We start from the raw sequence: 17,457 nt of genomic DNA, 5'->3' as shown, positions 1-17,457 counted from the left end.
TCGCCCCCGGGGGCGATGCGCGGGCTCTCAGCCCCTGTAAAGACGGCGTCGCAGCGGGAGCAATCCCGACTGTCGGCCTTCAGGACCGTGCGTCCCTTGGGGTCCTGGACAAGCTCAATCAGGTGCGGCTCGACCCTTCGGCCCCCATTCACGAAGGCGGCGTAGGCTGAGGTGATGTCGAGCGGCGTCGTCTCGCCGGCACCGAGGGCCATGGCCAGGACAGGCTGCATGCTCGGGACCACACCCATGCGGATGGCAGTGTCCCGGACCTTCTTCATGCCCACGCCCTGCGCAAGGCGGACGGTCATTGTGTTCCGGGAGAGCTCAAGGCCCCGCCGCAACTGCATGGCACCATAGTAGGACCGGGAATAGTTCTCCGGGGACCAGGCCTCTCCGTCGCGACCGGCGAGGGTGATCGGGGAGTCCAGGACGGTGCTGGCCGGGGTATAGCCGTTCTCAAGCGCCGTGGCGTAGACGAAGGGTTTGAAGGTCGACCCGGGCTGGCGGTGCGCCTGGGTCGCCCGGTTGAAGTTGGAGAGCGAGAACGAGTATCCGCCCACCAGGGCCAGGACGCGTCCTGTCGCAGGCTCGACGACGACAAGCGCGCCATTGACGGCCGGAGTCTGCCGCAGCCGGAAGCCGCCGCCCGCATCGGGGGCAACGAAGATGAGGTCACCGACATTCAGGCCTTTCCCGGCGCGGGCCCAGGCGACATCGGCTGGTGCCAGCCAACCGCGCGCAGCATCCTTGCGGGTCTCGATTCGGACGCCGCTGCCGCTGGCATCGGTCACGATGGCCACTTCCCAGTCCCGTCGCTCGGAAGGGGCCCGGAACCCGCTCGCCGCAGCGTCCCAGCCCGGCCCATAGGTGGTCCGGGCAAAGGCTCCACGCCAGCCGTGACGCCGATCATAGACCTCCAGACCATTCATCAGGGCGCGTCGGGCGTGGGACTGGATGTCGGGATCCAGCGTCGTGCGAACATAGAGGCCGCCCGAATCCAGCCGGTCGCCCAGGAGCGCCCTTCCCTGCCTGCGGACCTCATCGACGAAGTAGTCGGCATCGCGATAGCGGGTCCGTACCGGCGCAGCCTGGACGACGAGGTCCTCCGCCTTGGCCCGGGCGGCGGCCTCGGCGGTGATCCATTTGGCCTCGGCCATCTGGTCCAGGACCCAGTTCCTGCGGGCGATGGCCTGCGCCTTGCGTCGGATCGGATGATAGTTGTCCGGTCCCTTGGGCAGGGCCGCCAGGTAGGCCGCTTCGGAGAGGCTGACATCGCTGATCGACTTGCCGAAATAGTTGTAGGCAGCAGCACCGACGCCAAAGGACCTGTACCCGAGCCAGATTTCATTCAGGTAGAGCTCGAGGATCTGTTGCTTGGTGAGGGTCTCCTCCAGGCGGCGGGCGATGAGCGCTTCCTTGAACTTCCGTCCCAGAGTGACGTCGTTGGTCAACAGTACATTCTTTGCGACCTGCTGGGTGATGGTGGACCCGCCCTGCAGGCGACGTCCCTGGATCAGGCTTGGGACGGCCCGGCCAAGTGCCCTGGCGAGACCCGCAGGATCGACCCCATTGTGCTTAAAGAAAGACCGGTCTTCGGCGGCCAGGAAGGCCAGGGCCAGGTGCGGGGGGATGTTGTCATAGGGCACGAAGATACGCCGCTCACGGCTGAATTCCCCGATCAGGGTGCCATCCCAGGCGTAGGCGCGGGTGGAAGTCGGCGGCCGGTAGTCCACCAGGTCGCCGGCGTCAGGAAGATCATGGAAGAGCCAGGCCGTATAGATGGCGATGGCCACGCCCCCAACCGCCACGAGGCTGAGCAGGGTCACCCCAGCAATGGCCAGCCATCTTTTCGGGGACTGCACGACAGGGACGCCTCCGCAGACGCCCACGCGCCCGCAATCTTCATCGTCTAGGGCGCGTTTCGGAAAAGGGGAAGCCGGATTCTGGCGCCGTCCCGGCTATCGGGAAGCCACCTGCATGTCGTTCCTGAAATAGGCCTCGATAGCGCTGGCGACGGCACCGACAAGCCGGCTACGCGAGGCCGGATTGGCCAGCAGAGCCTGGTCGTCGGGATTGGTTATGAAGCCCATCTCCAGGAGGACGGCGGGCACGTCCGGCGCAAGGAGAACGGCGAGACCAGCCTCTCTGTGACTGCGCCGCAGCAGGGTCTGGTCATCGCCGACCTCGTCGAGGAGGAGTTGGGCAAAGGTCGCGGACCGGTTCTTGGTCGCCCTCTGGGTGAGGTCGAACAGGATGCCCGAGACGCTCTGGTCGGAGTGGTAGCCAGCCTTCATGAACCAGTCGTCGCGGGTGACAAGCCGTGCGGACCTGCCGACCGCCCTGTCTGCCAGGGTGTAGACACTGGCGCCGCGGACGGTCTCGTCAGGCCCGGAGTCTGCATGCAGGGAAATGAAAAGGTCAGCGTTGGCTGTGCGGGCGATCTGCACCCGGGTGTCGAGGGGCACGTAGACGTCCCGGTCGCGGGTCATCACGACCCGATAGCGCCCGGTGCGATGGAGCCGGTCGCGCAGGGCCAGGGCCGCGGCAAGAGTCAGATCTTTTTCCCTGCGGTCACCCCCAAGGGCGCCGGGGTCCTTTCCGCCATGGCCTGCGTCGATGACAACGATCTTTCGGGAGTCCCGCCGGGACTTGGCCGACTTGCGAGGGGTCGCAGCGGCGGTGGCCGAAGTCTCCCTCAGGGACGTCAGCCGGGCGGTCTCCCCCGGAGCCTGGAGGGGCAAAGCCATCTCGAAGTCCATGACGTAGCGGTAGCCAGGCGAGCCTTCACCCGGCGGTAGCAGGAAGCGCCGGCGGACCGTCACGCCCGCGACAGTCTCGACCGATAGCCGGACGCCGCCGCCTGCCTGGGGTGTGACAGACCAGGCCCGGACCAGACCCCGCCCGGGCCCACGCAGCGGGGCTTCGACCTCCGCATCGGCGAGGGAGACGACAGTTTTTCCGCCAGCGTCGGACAGTAGCCGCCCCGCCGCCTCACCGGACAGGTCGAGCACCAGACGGGTGGAAACGGAATCGCCGCCCAGGCGGACGGATCGGAGGTCTGCCGCTTGGCTAACTGCAGGTGCGGCTAGGAAGAGGAGACCCCAACTGGCCAGAGCCAGGAGGAGCCAAACCTTGCGCCATCGCCTGTCAGACATCCACACCACGAGGACTTTTTCCTTCATTTCCCGCCTGCTGCAGGTCCTGGAGACACTAACGCAAGGGCGTAGTGAAATCGTTAAGGACGTCGGGAAGCTGGCCTGCCCCGATCTTTTACTGGCGCCCGGGGCTTTTTTGCTGCAATTGGAGTCGTCGGTCGCGCTGTGGTGCGGTCGGGTACGGGTCCGCCGATGGCCTGCACGTGGCTCAGCGCCCGGCAGTCTGGGGGCTCCCGCTGCGGACGGCGAGCGTCCGCAAAACTGGAAACACGCCATGGGCTGCGCAGCTCGAGCCAAAACCCGGCCGGTCGATATCCGCGTCACAGACACGCGGTCCGACAACCTGCGCAACCCTCGCCCCAACAGGCGCAGCCCGGGCTTCGGCCCTGAGGCGCGCCCCGGAGACCTTTATGTCAAAGAAGATGCTTATCGACGCCGCTCACGCCGAAGAGACGCGCGTGGCGGTGATCGACGGAAATCGAATTGAAGAGTTTGATTTCGAGAGCAAGAGCCACAAACAGCTTCGCGGGAACATCTATCTCGCCAAGGTGACTCGGGTGGAGCCTTCGCTCCAGGCCGCCTTCATCGAGTATGGCGGCAACCGACACGGCTTCCTCGCCTTCAACGAGATCCACCCCGATTACTACCAAATCCCGGTCGCCGACCGTGAAGCCTTGATGGCCGAGGCGGCTGCAGATGACGACGACGAGGAGGTCGCGGCCGCTCGTCCTGATGACGACAGCGAGGACGGCGAGGACGCCGCCGAAACCCTTTCGGGGGACGATGACGACGTCATGGAGCAGGAGGTCGCCCGGCGTCGCCGGCGGCTGATGCGTCGCTACAAGATCCAGGAGGTGATCCGCCGCCGGCAGATCATGCTCATCCAGGTCGTCAAGGAAGAGCGCGGCAACAAGGGCGCAGCCCTGACCACCTATCTCTCGCTGGCCGGACGCTACTGCGTGCTCATGCCGAACACCGCCAGCGGCGGCGGCATCTCCCGGAAGATCACCTCGATCACAGACCGCAGGCGCCTGAAGACCGTCGTCCAGGGGCTAGACGTCCCAGATGGCATGGGCCTGATCGTTCGTACGGCCGGCGCCAAGCGCACCAAGGCCGAGATCCAGCGCGATTACGACTACCTGCTGCGGATGTGGGAGAACATCCGCGAGACCACTCTTCATTCCGTGGCCCCCGCCCTCATCTACGAAGAAGAGGACCTGGTGAAGCGGACCATCCGTGACCTCTACGACAAGGACATCGACGAGGTCCTGGTCGAGGGAGAGGCGGGTTTCCGGGAGGCCCGCGATTTCATGCGGATGCTCATGCCCTCCCAGGCCCGCAAGGTTCAGCACTATCGCGAGCCGACGCCCCTCTTCGTTCGGCATAATGTCGAGGACTATCTGGCCCAGATCTACACCCCCGTGGTGCCGCTGAAGTCCGGCGGTTACCTGGTGATCAACCAGACCGAAGCCCTCGTCGCCGTCGACGTGAATTCCGGCCGCGCCACACGCGAGCGGAATGTCGAGGCCACGGCTCTGCGGACAAACATGGAAGCCGCCGAGGAAACCGCCCGGCAACTCCGGCTGCGTGACCTGGCCGGCCTGGTCGTCATCGACTTCATCGACATGGATGAGTCGAAGAACAACCGCGCTGTCGAGAAGAAGCTCAAGGATGCCCTCAAGGACGATCGCGCCCGGATTCAGGTGGGGCGGATCTCCAGCTTCGGGCTCATGGAACTGTCGCGGCAGCGGCGCCGGTCCAGCCTGCTGGAAGGCACCACCCATGTCTGCGAGCAATGCGCTGGAACCGGCCGGGTGCGGTCGGTGGAATCCAGCGCCCTCGGCGCCCTGAGAGCCGCCGAGATGGAGGCCCTGAAGGGGTCTGGAGAGATCACCCTAAGGGCGCCGCGGTCTGTGGCGCTCTACATCCTCAACGAGAAGCGCGGCCATCTGTCCCGACTGCACGCAGACCAGGGCGTCTTCATCTCGGTCGTGGTCGACGAGACCCTGCCGCATGCGGACTTCGCCCTTGAACGCACGTCAGACCAGGCGCGGGCCGTGGACACCCCCTCGGTCCCCCGATCCCTTGAGCCCTACACGCCTACGGACGATGAATTCGAGGACGAGATCGAGGACGAGGACGAGGCCGACGATGAGGAGGAGATCCTTGTCGACGAGGACGACGAGGACGCCGGTGGCGGACGCGAGGTCTCCAGCGGACGCGAAAACTCTGGCGGACGCGAAGACTCTGGCGGACGCGAAAACTCTGGCGATCAGCGGGGCCGGCGGCGCAGGCGTCGCGGACGGCGGGACGTCGAGCCCAGGGTCGCCGGATCGGTGCCTGAGGAACCTCGCGAGAGCCCTGACGACGAAGAGGATGACGGCCAGGGTGGCCGCCGGCGGCGTCGCGGTCGCAGGGGTGGAAGACGCTCCCGCGAGGATGGGCGTCCGCAGGACGCCTACGCGTGGACCCGGCCCTGGGTACCCTACGAGGACAACCCCTTTATCTGGTTCGACCCCTCGCAGGACAGCGAGGCACCAGCGGCTGAAGCCCGTCCGCAGGGTGCCGTGCAGCCCCTGGCCACCGCAGAGTCTCACTCTGCAGATATCTGGGTTGAACTGCCCGAGGCCGAACCCGAGCGCACTCGTCGGCCCCGTCGCGGACGTGGACGGGGTCGCAGGGAGGAAGGCTCCGATGCCGGGGCTGAAGCTCTGACCGCCCAGGCTGCCGAAATCGAAGTCCCGGACGCCGAAGCCCCAGAGACCGAAGTCCAAGAGACCGAAGTCCAAGAGACTGGGATGCATGAGACTGCAGCGACAGACGTCGCAGTCCCTGAAGCGCAGGCCCTGTCTCCAGAGACCGAAGCGCCGGCCGAACCGCCTGCAAAGCCTGCAAGGGTAAGGCGTTCCCGCGCCCGCGCACCGGTCGAGACGGCTGCTGCCATCGAGGTAGATTCCGTCGAGGCGGATCCCATCGAGGTGGTCTCAGAGCCCACGCCGCCTGCTGCGCCGGAGGTCGAACCCCCGTCGGAAGCGATCGATCCCGTCCCGGTGGCGCGGGAACCGGACCCCGCCGAGATCACGGCCCCTCCGTCCAAGCCGCGCAAGGGCTGGTGGCGTCGCGGTTGACGGGATAGCGTTCAGGGGGCTCGGGGCGCAACACCAGGAGACTCGCCATGGGCGGCCACCGCCGTGTGCACCTCGGAAAGCGTCTGGCCTTGGGGCTAAGCCTCGCGGCCGCCCTTTCCCAGAGCCTTGTTCCGTCCCTCGCCCTGGCACAGAGCGAGCCCATGTCCCTGATCCGGGACACGGAGATCGAGGAGACGCTGAAACTGGATTCCGCGCCCCTGTTCAAGGCCGCCGGCCTGGAATCGGGATCAATCCGCATCCTTCTCCTGGGATCCAAGGACCTGAACGCCTTCGCCGGACCCGGTGTCATGGCCGTCTTCACCGGCCTGATCCTCGAGACCAAGACGCCCAATGAGCTCCAGGGGGTCATCGCCCACGAAGTGGCCCACCTGGCGGGTGGCCATTCGGCGCGTTCCGAAGAGATGTCCCAGGCTGGGCTTAAACCCTTCCTGCTGACCATGGGTCTCGGCGTACTGGCGGCCCTGGCTGGCAATGTCGAGGCCGGCGCGATCCTGGCGGCGAACGCCAGCTTCTTCGGCGCCCTCGGTGCCATGGGCTACAGCCGCGAACAGGAAAGCCGTGCCGACCAGGCCGGCGCCACCTACCTCGAAGCCGCCGGGCTCTCCGGGAAGGGCCTGGTGACCTTCTTCGACAATTTCCGCTATCAGGAAGTGTTTTCCGAGGCCCGAAGGTTTGCCTATTTCCGGACCCACCCGCTGAGTTCCGACCGGATCGAGGCGCTGAGGTCGCGGGTCGGGAAACTGTCGCACCTGGATACGCCCGACACCCCGGACAGCCTGGGCCGTCACGCCATCATGAAGGCCAAGCTGCAGGGCTTCATCAATCCCAACCTTGCGGTGGTGAAGTGCGCCGAGCCCAAGGCCGACTATCCAACCCGCTACGCCTGCGCGATCGCCCAGTACCAGCTGAAGGAACCTGACCGAGCCCTCAAGCTGATCGAGGCCCTCCTCAAGGAACAGCCTGACAATCCCTATCTTTGGGAACTCAAGGGTCAGATCCTCTTCGAATTCGGCCGGACGGCCGAGGCCGAGGCACCGCAGCGCCGGTCCGTGAGCCTCAAGCCCGACGCGCCCCTGTTGAGGGTCAACCTCGGCCAGACCCTCATAGCCCTGCCAGAGCCCGCCAAGATCGACGAGGGAATCCACGAGCTCAAGACGGCCCTGGACCAGGACGAGGAGAACTCGGTGGCCTGGAGACTTCTGGCCCAGGCCTATGACTCGCGCAGTCGGGATGGCCTCGCCCGCTACGCCACTGCAGAATACAACTACATCGAGGGCGACCGCCGGCAGGCCATGATCTTCGCCCTTCGGGCCAGGGATCTGCTGGAGCGGAACACGCCGGAATGGCGCCGCGCCAACGACATCGTGCTCGCGACCGAGAACGACCGACAGGTTCGTGGCGGCCGCGGCCCCGGATAGGGCTTCACACCGCGCCGGGCCACCCTATGTTGCCGTCATGAAAGCCGCTCCCCAAGCCCTCGCCCTCGCCGCCGCCCTCTCCCTTGGAGGCTGCCAGAAGGCCTTCGACGCCGTTCTCGGCCCGCCGGTCCGGGGCTATCTGCTCGAACACCCGGAATTGCTCGAGGATATGGCCGGTAAGCTTCAGGAAAAGAAGATCGCCCAGCAGTCCGACGACGCCCGAAAGTCGGTGGCCGAGAATCGCAAGGCCCTGGAGCGCGATCCGAGGGACGTCGTGATCAATCCCGGCGGGAAGATCACGGTCGTAGAGTTCTTCGACTACCGCTGCGGCTACTGCAAGGCCATCGCCCCGGAAGTCGCGGCCCTGGTCCGAAGCAACAAGGATATCCGTCTGGTGCTGAAGGAATTTCCCATCTTCGGCGGCGCCTCCGACTTCGCTGCGCGCACCGCGCTGACCCCAGGCGGACGTGCGGGCGGCCTGGACTTCCATGAGGCCATGATGGTGGAGAAGACGCTCAACGAAGGGGCCATCACCCGGATCGCAGCCAGCGCGGGAGTCGCCTCGGCTGACATCAACGCCGCCCTGCGCGACGAGGCCATCACCCGGCAGCTGTCCGACACCCACCGCCTGGCCGAAGCCCTTCGCATTGAGGGTACGCCGGCCTTCATCGTCGGAGACAGGCTCATCCCCGGAGCCGATGTCGCCGCCCTGAAGGCCGCCATCCAAGAGGCCCGGACGGGCCCATTGAAGAGGCCAGGCTAACATGGACGAACACGTCGTCGTCATCGGCGCGGGCATGGCGGGCCTTTGGTCCGCCCTGACCCTCGCCCCCACGGGCCGCAGGGTCACCCTTCTCGACCGCGACCCGCCGCCGCCACCGGGAGATGGCGATGCAGCCTTCGCCGGCTGGGCCCACAGGGGCGTCACCCACCTGCGCCACAGCCACGCCTTCCTCGCCCGCCTGAGGGGCATCATCCGGGACGAACATCCGGCCCTTCTCGAGGCCATCGGCGCCGCCGGCTGCAGGGAACTGGGCCTCGATGGCATGCTGACCGACAGGCACCGTCGCAAATGGACGCCCCGTCCGGAGGATGCCGACCTCGTGGTCCTGACCAGCCGGCGCACGACCCTGGAGCTGGTCATTCGCCGGTATGTCGAGGCCCTTCCCGGGGTCGATATCCGCACCGAGTGCTTCGTAGAGGGCCTTGAGACCTCGGGCGACTCCCCGATCCGGGTGACCGGCCTGCGCCTGAGCGGCGGCGAGACAGTCCCGGCGGACATGGTTGTCGACGCCGGCGGGCGCACCTCCTCCGCCACCGAGCAGCTCACCGACATGGGTGCACCCATCACCGAGACTGCCGAGGACGCTGGCATCCTCTACTTCACCCGGCACTACCGCCTACTCGCCGGGCAGGACGAGCCGCCACGGGGCGGGGCGCCTGCGACCGGAGACCTCGGATTCATCAAGTTCGGCGTTTTCCCCGGGGACAGCGGCTGTTTCTCGATCACCCTGTGCGTCCCGGAAATCGAGCTGGAACTGCGCAAGACCATCGTCAAACCCGAGGTCTTTGACGGCCTTTGCCGCGAGATACCCGGCATGCGGCCCTGGCTCGAGCCTGAACGCGCAGAGGCGGTCAGCAAGGTCTTCGGCATGGGCGACCTCAAGAGCCGCTGGCGCACCCTGGCGCCGCATGGCCAGCCGGCCGTCCTGGGTTTCTTCTCCATTGGGGACAGCCTGATCCGCACCAACCCTCTCTATGGCCGGGGATGCACCTTCGCCGCCGTCAGCGCCACCCTGCTTCGCGACGCGATCAATGGCTCCCCCGACCCGGCAACCCGCCTGCTCGCCTACGAAGCGGGCCTGAGACGCGAGATCCTGCCCTTCTTCGAGGCCATGCAGAAGGATGACCGCTCCGCCGTCCGCAGGGCAAGACAGGCGCTGGATCCTGCCTACAGGCCCAGCCTGCGAAGCCGGATCCTTAGGAGCTTCGGAGAGGATGGCGTCGCCATCGCCATCCGCTCAGACCCGGACCTGTTGCGAGCGGCCTTGCGGGGCTTCCACATGCTGGAGCATCCGTCAGACTGGCTCAAACGCCCGGCTACCCTGGGCAAGATCCTGCTGGCCTGGATGACGCCCCGGGCCGCCAAGGCCGACGTCTATCCCCCCAAGGCCGGACCGGATCGCGACACACTACTACGGGCCATCGGCCTCGACCCCCAGCTTGACATCGCCCGGGTCGCGGCCGGCTGAGAAGAGGGCTCTGGCATAGCCGGCCAAGCTGGCCCTGCCTTCCCAGGTGATCGGCCTAGGTCCCTGGCCAAACGACCTGGGCCCGAACCCGGGCCTGTCCCCGGCGGCCCTCCTGCAAGGATCCGGTCGCGCATCGCCAGGGATGAGACTGCTCTGTCGTCCCGACGCCTGGCTTGTGCGCCCTCCCCTTCACTGGAGTGGATCGGCCGTCGATCAAATCCGCCCGGCAAGGGGTGAGGACGGATCCCCATAGCGGCGCTCGGCCATGCGTCCGGCCAGGAAGGCCTGCCGTCCGGCGATGACCGCGTGCTTCATGGCGTCAGCCATGCGGATCGGATCCTTCGCCTCTGCGATGGCCGTATTCATGAGCACGGCGTCGCAACCCATTTCCATGGCGATCACCGCGTCGGAGGCCGTTCCGACCCCGGCGTCGACGAGGACCGGGACCCTGGACTGCTCGAGGATCAGGCCAAGGTTGAGGGCGTTCTGGATCCCGCGCCCGGAACCGATCGGGGCTGCGGCGGGCATGATCGCTGCGGCGCCAGCCTCCTCCAGCTTGCGGGCATAGACCGGGTCATCCGAGCAATAGACCATCACCTGGAAGCCGTCCGAGACCAGCAGCTTGAGGGCCCGAAGGGTCTCCTCCATGTCCGGCAGGAGGTGTGGCGTCTCTGACAGGACCTCCAGCTTGACCAGGTCCCAGCCGCCGGCCTCCCGGGCCAGGCGCAGGGTCCGCACCGCGTCCTCGCCGGTGTAGCAGCCCGCCGTATTGGGGAGGTAGGTAAACCGCTCCGGCTTCAGGAAGTCGGCCAGCATGGGTTTGCCGGGGTCGGAAAGGTTTACCCGGCGCAGGGCCACGGTCACGATTTCGGCCCCTGCAGCCTCAGCTGCGGCGGCGTTCTGGGCGTAGTCGGCGTACTTGCCGGTCCCCACGATCAGCCGTGACCGGAAGGTGCGCCCTGCCACCGTCCAGGTGTCATCCGAATCTGCCGCAGGGGTCGCTACATCCGCCATCTCAGCCGCCTCCGATGAAATGCACGATCTCGATCCGGTCTCCGTCCGCCAGGTGCGTCTGGCCATAGGCGGATCGCGGGACGATCTCGAGGTTCCGTTCGACAGCGACTTTCCGGGGCTCCAGGCCCAGGGCCGCGACCAGATCCGCGACGTTTTCGACGGCCTCCAGCCTGCGGGGTTCGCCGTTGAGGATCAACGCCAGTGTCATGCCCTGCTTGTGACCCCAGCCGCTCGCCGTTACAAGACGGCGGTTCCGGTTTTGGCGAGTCTGCTCTGGCCGGGATCGCTGTCGGCGGAAACCGGCGCTCGGCTTCACGCCGATGTGTCCGGCAGGGCGCTTCTGCCCGTGTCCGCGCCGGCTGCGGTTCGATAGAAGTTGAAGGGGCCGACTTTGTGCGGCCGCCGCGACGACGAAGCACAGGATCCCTACATGCCGTCCAGTCCGAAGGCTCCCGCCGACCAGATCGATGCACGTCTTGTCCGCCGCCTTGCCGGCATACTCAACGACACAGGACTCTCCGAGATCGAGGTCGAGCGCGACGGCCTGCGGATCCGCGTGGCGCGTACACTAACCGCCGCCGCAACGGTCGCGGTGGCGGCCCCAACCGCGGTGGTCGCTGTCGCACCGGCGGCCCTCGATCTCGCCGCACCTGCGATCGCGGACGGCGACGCCGTGAAATCCCCGATGGTCGGGACTGTCTACCTGCAGCCCCAGCCGGACTCGCCGCCCTTCTTCAAGGTGGGCGATACCGTCTCGGAGGGCCAGACCCTGATGATCATCGAGGCCATGAAGACCATGAACCCCATTCCCGCGCCCCGCGCCGGCAGGATCCTCGAATTCCTGGTGGTGAACGGCCAGCCGGTCGAGTTCGGCGAACCCCTCGCAATCATCGGGTAGGCCATGTTTGACAAGATCCTGATCGCCAACCGGGGCGAAATCGCCTTGCGGGTGCATCGCGCCTGCAAGGAAATGGGCATTTCCACGGTCGCGGTGCATTCCGAGGCCGACGCGGGTGCCATGTGGGTCCGCCTGGCCGACGAAAGCGTCTGCATCGGCCCTGCGCCCGCCTCCAAGAGCTACCTCAACATTCCGGCCATCATCGCCGCAGCAGAAATCACCGGCGCGCAGGCCATCCATCCCGGCTACGGTTTCCTGTCGGAGAACGCCCGCTTCGCGCAGATCGTGAATGCCCATGGCTTCACCTTCATCGGGCCGCTGCCCGAGCACATTACCATGATGGGCGACAAGATCACGGCCAAGCAGGCGGTCCGCGAAGCTGGGATACCGGTCGTGCCGGGCTCGGATGGGGCCGTGACCACCGAGGAAGAGGCCTTTGAGGCCGCCGGCAAGATCGGCTTTCCCGTCCTGATCAAGGCCGCCGCCGGCGGTGGTGGGCGGGGCATGAAGGTGGCCCGCACGGAGGAAGATCTCCTCGAGGCCGTCTCTACCGCCAGGGCGGAGGCCCGCGCCGCCTTCGGGGACGACGCCATCTACATGGAGCGCTACCTTCAGGGTCCCCGGCATATTGAGCTTCAGGTCATTGCCGACAAGTTCGGGAATGTCTGCCACCTCGGTGAGCGGGATTGCTCCCTCCAGCGTCGTCACCAGAAGGTCCTCGAGGAGGCGCCCTCCCCGGTCATCGACGCCGCGACGCGCCGCAAGATCGGCGAGGTGGTCGTCGAGGCCGTCCGCAAAATCGGCTATCTCGGCGTCGGCACCATCGAGTTCCTCTACGAGAACGGGGAATTTTTCTTCATCGAGATGAATACCCGCCTGCAGGTCGAGCACCCGGTGACCGAAGCCATCACGGGTATCGACCTGGTGCGCGAGCAGATCCGAATCGCCGCCGGCCTGCCCCTGTCCTTCAGCCAGAAGGACATCACCTTTGAGGGGCACGCCATCGAGTGCCGGATCAACGCAGAGAACCCGCGGACCTTCACCCCCTCGCCGGGACTTATCACGGATTTCCACGCCCCCGGCGGCCTCGGCGTCCGGCTCGATAGCGCCATCTACGCCGGCTACGCCATCCCGCCCTATTACGACAGCCTGATCGGCAAGCTGATCGTCCACGGGCGTGACCGCGAAGAGTGCATCGCCCGGCTCAGCCGTTGCCTCGGCGAAATGGTGGTCGGCGGTATCGAGACGACGATCCCCCTCTTCCAGGACCTCTTGCTCCAGCCGGACTTCGTCATGGGCGACTACACGATCCACTGGCTGGAATCCTGGCTGAAGGATCTCGCGGAGGCCAGGTGAGCCCGGCTACCCGTCGACACCCGGCGCTGGATTTCTACGCCCGCGGGGTCTTCCCCATGGCGGACTCGCCCACGGCACCCGAGGTCTTCCTGGTCGAGCCCGAGTTCCGCGGGGTCTTCCCTCTGGACCGACTTCAGCTGCCCCGCAGGCTGCAGAGGACCCTCCGGCAGGATACCTTCGAGGTCCGCATCAACTCGGATTTCGAGGCTGTGCTGGCCGCCTGCGCCGATCCGGCTCGCCCTGGCGCCTGGATCAACCCAGCCCTCCTGGGCATGTATCGCAGCCTGCATGCCGAGGGTGCCGCCCACTCTGTGGAGGCCTGGCGCGGGGGCCGGCTGGTCGGCGGGCTGTTTGGGGTCTCGCTGCGTGGCGCCTTCTTCGGGGAGAGCATGTTCTCATTCGAGACAGACGCCTCGAAGGTCGCCCTCGCCCACCTTGCGGCGCAGCTGATCCGGGGCGGCTACAGGCTCCTCGACGCCCAGTTCATCACGGACCATCTCGCCAGTCTCGGGGCCGAGGAAATCCCCCGGGACGTCTACCTCGAGCGACTGGCGGTAGCGCTGGAGGTTGAAGGCCGGCTCACGGGGGCTGCGCCCCTCAGCGGCGCGGCGGTCCTGCAGGTGATCAACCAAGCATCGTAAACCGGATGCTCGGGGCCACTGAGCCCCGGCGAAGAGGCATAGATCCAGCCCTTGAAGACCTGGCGGGGACCCGGTGCCGGCCGGCCGGCCTGGGGCTTGGGCTGGGAGTCCACCGTCAGGTAGGCGACGGTGTCCTCGGTCGGCTCATCGCCAGCGGTATGCTCACAGGCGCGAACCGTGAGGATCAGGGACTTGTAGCGGACGGGCTGACCCACAGGCGCCTCGAAGCGGATAGTCTCTGCCGTCACCTTGTCCACGGCCTGCAGGACGGCGACGGCGAACCTCTCCCTCTGGCGAACGCTTTCGACGGGCAGGTCGGCGACCCTGCGCTCAGGTGGTTCGGCCGGCGCCACCTGGGAGGCCGGCACGGGTGGGGCCACGGCAGGCGGCGGTGCCTCGACCACGGCGGGCGGGGCCTCCTCCTCGACGACTGCCGGCGGAGCCACCTCGCCTTCCGGAGCCTGCGGAAGCACCTCAGCGGAAGCGGGCGGGGAGTCGGCTGGGGGGTCGGCTGGAGACTCGGCTGCGGGCGGCGGCGCCTGCTGGGCCGGCGCCAGGGCTGCAGGGGCGAGACCCGCCGTCACCGCAAGGGCGATCACGGCCAGGCGTCGGCTATGCGGTCTCAGGGCCATGCTATTCGGGCCGCCAGGCCTCGTAGTCGCCGGCGGCGCGCTGACGCTCCCCGCCGCGAGAGATGGAGCCCTTGGGCCGCCAGGCGTGGATCGTACCCGTCAGATTGGGAAGGTGATCCTTTTCCCAGGCCTTCCGGGGCAAGGACGCTTGGGTGGGCAAGTCGTCGAAGGTGTAATGCAGCCAGCCGTGCCACTCGGCAGGCACCTTGGAAGCATCTGGATAGCCTTTGTAGATCACCCAGCGGCGGCGGCGGCCGTCATAGGAATCCTTGGCATCCCGGGCTTCGAAATAGCGATTGCCGTAGTCGTCCTGGCCCACGAAGACGCCCCTGCGCTTGATATGGAACCCGGCACCGATGGTTGCGCCGTTCCACCAGGTGAAGATCGCCTTCAGCATGCGCGTTCCAGACCACTCAGATTGACTGCGGCGGACTATAGGTCGCCCGCCCCCGAGCGTCCAGCGATCAGGAAACCTCAACATCTTGTGGATCAGGGCTATCTGACCCGCAACATCTGTTGCCCGCAGCCAGTCGCGGTCCTAACCTGCCGGAAGTGGAGACCGATCTGATGCACACCCCGCCCGTTCTGGAGTCCCGGCAGGTCGAACTGAGCGACCGGTGCGTCGAGGTCCTGGCACCGGCCGACTGGACCCAGCCCCAGGTCGAAGCCTGGATGGAGGCGCTGGGGGGCGCCGAGGACCTGGGCGCCGCCATCCAGGGGCTGGCTGCAGACCTTGCCCGCAAGGCTCAGCGTTTCGGGCTGGGGGATCGCCTGGCCGCCCTGATGCTGAACGGTGCAACAGCGATCGGCCTTCCCGCGGGTCCTGCGCCCGAGATCCTGGAGGCAGCAGACCCGGGTCTCGAGGCTCGACTTCAGGCCCTGGCCGCCACCCTCCGGGGTGAGCGCCTGGCCCAGGCCGCTGCAGAGGCGGCTGCGGGTCCCATGCAGGGCGTCCTGGACGCTATCTCTCGCTGTGAGGGAGACCGGGAGGCCTGCGCGTGGCCGGCCGGTAATCCCGCCCTGGCCCGGGCCGTCGAGCGGGCTCGCGCCGCCGGGGCCCCGGACGACCTTATCCTTGAGGCCATCGACCTTTCCCGGTGCGGTGAAACGATCTGGCGACAGGCGCTCCCGCCATCGGAGGGAGACCGGCTGAGGATGGTGGTTTCCCGGGGCGCTTCCGCGACCCCGAACCTGGGACGCCTGGCCCTGACAGGCCGCGTTGGCCTGGCGCCGGATGCCGGGACTGCGGCGGCCCTCGCCGCCACGGCGGGCCGCGTGCGTGGTGCCGTCAACCTGGGCGCTTTCGACCTCGGCATAGACTTTGAGGCCTCACGGTTCGAGGCCGCCGTCACCGACCTCGCCACAGCCCTGGCGGCGTCCGGGCGTCCGGGCCTGATCGGCCTGGGCGGACTGGGCGACTGGCTGCTGGCCCGGGGCCTGGCCTATGGCTCCGAGCCGGCGCGGAAGGCAGCACGCGGCCTGTTCAAGAATGCGCGGCGGGCCATTCCCGAGGGGCTGGACGTAGGGCTCGCCCTGTTCAGCGATCCTGAGCTCGCCCTCAGGCTGGGCGGGGCAGATCCCTCCGGCGCCCCCTCCCCGGGCCCGGTGATTACGGTCGAGACCGCCGACGCTGAAGGCTACCGCACCCTTTCCGGCGCCTCGCTACGGGCCCTGGAGGGTCTGGGGATCGATGTCGCAGACGCCCGGCTCCACGCCCTGGGACTACGGGGCCTCTCCGGCGCCCCCGGGGTCGACCGGGCCGCCCTGGAGGCCCGGGGCTTCACCGACCACGAGATCGCCGCCGTCGAGTCGGCCCTTCCCATGGCCACCCGCCTGTCGGACGTCCTGTCCGTGCGGGTGATCGACCCTGGCTTCCTGACCGATGTCCTCGGCCTCACCGAGGCCGAGCTGGCCGACCCCACCCTCGATCTCCCGGAGCGCATGGGCTTCAGCCCCGAGCAGGTGGCCCTCAGCGACGCCGCCATCGCCGGCTCGGGTCGACTATCCGACCTCCCGGGCCTGACCGAGGCCCAGGCCGCAGCCCTGGCAACCCTTGCCGAGATCCCCATCGCGGACACCGTCGCCATGGCCGCAACCCTCGCCCCCCTGCTGGCCACGCCCCCCGTGGTGGCTTTCGAGGCCGAAGCCGAGGCCCTGGACGCCATCCTGGAAGGCCTGGGAGATACCGGCGGCGTCATCCTGGCCCCTCGGATCAAACGAGGCCTGCTGGAGCGCCAAAGGCTGCGCGATCCGAGCCCTGCTGAGGCGGCTGCGGCGCCTGCGGCGGCACCGGAGCCAGAGGCGCGGATCATCGAGCGACGCGTCGAGGTCGAGCGCCCGCCCACCCGGCGTAAGCTGCCCGATCGCCGGAAGGGCTACATCCAGAAGGCCTCCGTGGGCGGCCACAAGGTCTACCTCCACACCGGCGAATACGATGACGGCGAGCTGGGTGAGATCTTCATCGACATGCACAAGGAAGGTGCCGCCTTCCGCTCGCTGATGAACAACTTCGCGGTGTCGATCTCCATCGGCCTCCAGTACGGGGTGCCCCTCGACGACTTCGTGGACGCCTTCGTCTTCACGCGCTTCGAGCCCGCAGGCCAGGTGACTGGCAACGACTCCGTCCGCTCCGCGACCTCAATCCTCGACTACATCTTCCGCGAGCTCGGCATCTCCTATCTCGGCCGGGATGACCTGGCGAACGCCGACGGAGAGTTGAACGCGGACGGCCTGGGCCGGGGCGCGGCCGATGGCCAGCCCCTGGAGGCCCCCGAACCCCAGCCCGCGTCTCGGTTCATCTCCCGCGGGTTCTCCCGGGGCGCAGCACCCGACAACCTCGTCTTCCTACCGACGCCGCAGGAACGCGGTGCCCCAAGTGGACTGCGCAGAGACGCCGACGTCTGCCCGGACTGCGGCGACACGGCCCTGGTGCGAAAGGGTGC

At 67.5% G+C, this 17,457-nt stretch carries 14 protein-coding genes; 8 read left to right on the top strand and 6 right to left on the bottom strand.

All coding sequences use genetic code 11. The features are described from left to right. Positions 1 to 1,862, bottom strand: a 1,862-nt coding sequence (locus tag WCJ52_RS05860) for a transglycosylase domain-containing protein (RefSeq protein WP_336902374.1), incomplete at its 3' end; no start/stop codon positions are given. Between the two features lie 96 nt (positions 1,863 to 1,958). Further along, positions 1,959 to 3,182, bottom strand: coding sequence for an N-acetylmuramoyl-L-alanine amidase (locus WCJ52_RS05855; RefSeq protein WP_336902373.1), 1,224 nt, complete (start codon positions 3,180 to 3,182; stop codon positions 1,959 to 1,961). A gap of 383 nt (positions 3,183 to 3,565) precedes the next feature. Here WCJ52_RS05855 and WCJ52_RS05850 point away from each other — a divergent pair, with 383 nt between their 5' ends. From WCJ52_RS05850 to WCJ52_RS05835, 4 genes are read left to right on the top strand one after another with little or no spacing between them, the layout of a single operon-like run. Then, positions 3,566 to 6,283, top strand: coding sequence for an Rne/Rng family ribonuclease (locus tag WCJ52_RS05850; protein WP_336902372.1), 2,718 nt, complete (start codon positions 3,566 to 3,568; stop codon positions 6,281 to 6,283). A gap of 47 nt (positions 6,284 to 6,330) precedes the next feature. Beyond that, positions 6,331 to 7,722, top strand: coding sequence for a M48 family metalloprotease (locus WCJ52_RS05845; RefSeq protein ID WP_336902371.1), 1,392 nt, complete (start codon positions 6,331 to 6,333; stop codon positions 7,720 to 7,722). 37 nt (positions 7,723 to 7,759) lie between these two features. Beyond that, on the top strand, positions 7,760 to 8,485 hold the full coding sequence (locus WCJ52_RS05840) for a DsbA family protein (RefSeq protein WP_336902370.1): 726 nt from the start codon (positions 7,760 to 7,762) through the stop codon (positions 8,483 to 8,485). Between the two features lies 1 nt (position 8,486). Then, positions 8,487 to 9,974: an FAD-dependent oxidoreductase gene (locus tag WCJ52_RS05835; protein WP_336902369.1), complete on the top strand. Its 1,488-nt coding sequence runs from the start codon at positions 8,487 to 8,489 to the stop codon at positions 9,972 to 9,974. Positions 9,975 to 10,187: 213 nt separating this feature from the next. Here the strand turns inward: WCJ52_RS05835 and WCJ52_RS05830 are convergent, their stop codons facing one another. Beyond that, complete coding sequence (locus WCJ52_RS05830; RefSeq protein ID WP_336902368.1) at positions 10,188 to 10,988, bottom strand: thiazole synthase; 801 nt, start codon at positions 10,986 to 10,988, stop codon at positions 10,188 to 10,190. Position 10,989: 1 nt separating this feature from the next. Then, positions 10,990 to 11,190, bottom strand: coding sequence for a sulfur carrier protein ThiS (gene thiS, locus WCJ52_RS05825; RefSeq protein WP_336902375.1), 201 nt, complete (start codon positions 11,188 to 11,190; stop codon positions 10,990 to 10,992). Between the two features lie 228 nt (positions 11,191 to 11,418). On the opposite strand from thiS, the gene WCJ52_RS05820 reads away from it, so the two are divergent. The 3 genes from WCJ52_RS05820 to aat are packed head-to-tail and all read left to right on the top strand — an operon-like array spanning position 11,419 to position 13,883. Next, positions 11,419 to 11,886 (top strand): acetyl-CoA carboxylase biotin carboxyl carrier protein subunit, encoded by a 468-nt coding sequence (locus tag WCJ52_RS05820; RefSeq protein WP_336902367.1) that lies wholly within the window; start codon positions 11,419 to 11,421, stop codon positions 11,884 to 11,886. A 3-nt stretch (positions 11,887 to 11,889) separates the two neighbouring features. Beyond that, positions 11,890 to 13,242 (top strand): acetyl-CoA carboxylase biotin carboxylase subunit, encoded by a 1,353-nt coding sequence (accC, locus tag WCJ52_RS05815; protein ID WP_336902366.1) that lies wholly within the window; start codon positions 11,890 to 11,892, stop codon positions 13,240 to 13,242. After that, positions 13,239 to 13,883: a leucyl/phenylalanyl-tRNA--protein transferase gene (gene aat / locus WCJ52_RS05810; RefSeq protein WP_336902365.1), complete on the top strand. Its 645-nt coding sequence runs from the start codon at positions 13,239 to 13,241 to the stop codon at positions 13,881 to 13,883. The genes accC and aat overlap by 4 nt, the downstream gene beginning before the upstream one ends. Here aat and WCJ52_RS05805 read toward each other — a convergent pair. Together WCJ52_RS05805 and WCJ52_RS05800 are read right to left on the bottom strand one after the other, a co-directional pair. Further along, entirely contained in the window at positions 13,778 to 14,515 is a 738-nt protein-coding gene (locus tag WCJ52_RS05805; protein WP_336902364.1) for a DUF2155 domain-containing protein, read from the bottom strand. The genes aat and WCJ52_RS05805 overlap by 106 nt on opposite strands. 1 nt (position 14,516) lies before the next feature. After that, entirely contained in the window at positions 14,517 to 14,912 is a 396-nt protein-coding gene (locus tag WCJ52_RS05800) for an NADH:ubiquinone oxidoreductase subunit NDUFA12 (RefSeq protein ID WP_336902363.1), read from the bottom strand. Positions 14,913 to 15,082: 170 nt separating this feature from the next. Between WCJ52_RS05800 and WCJ52_RS05795 the strand changes: the two genes are divergently transcribed. After that, the coding region (locus WCJ52_RS05795) for a ribonucleotide reductase (RefSeq protein ID WP_336902362.1) at positions 15,083 to 17,457 on the top strand (2,375 nt) is incomplete at its 3' end.

Origin of the sequence: Phenylobacterium sp. (genome assembly GCF_037138395.1) — a bacterium.
Lineage (GTDB): Bacteria > Pseudomonadota > Alphaproteobacteria > Caulobacterales > Caulobacteraceae > Phenylobacterium.
The sequence above is the reverse complement of the archived record's forward strand: the minus strand, read 5'-3'. Positions and strand labels throughout refer to the sequence as shown.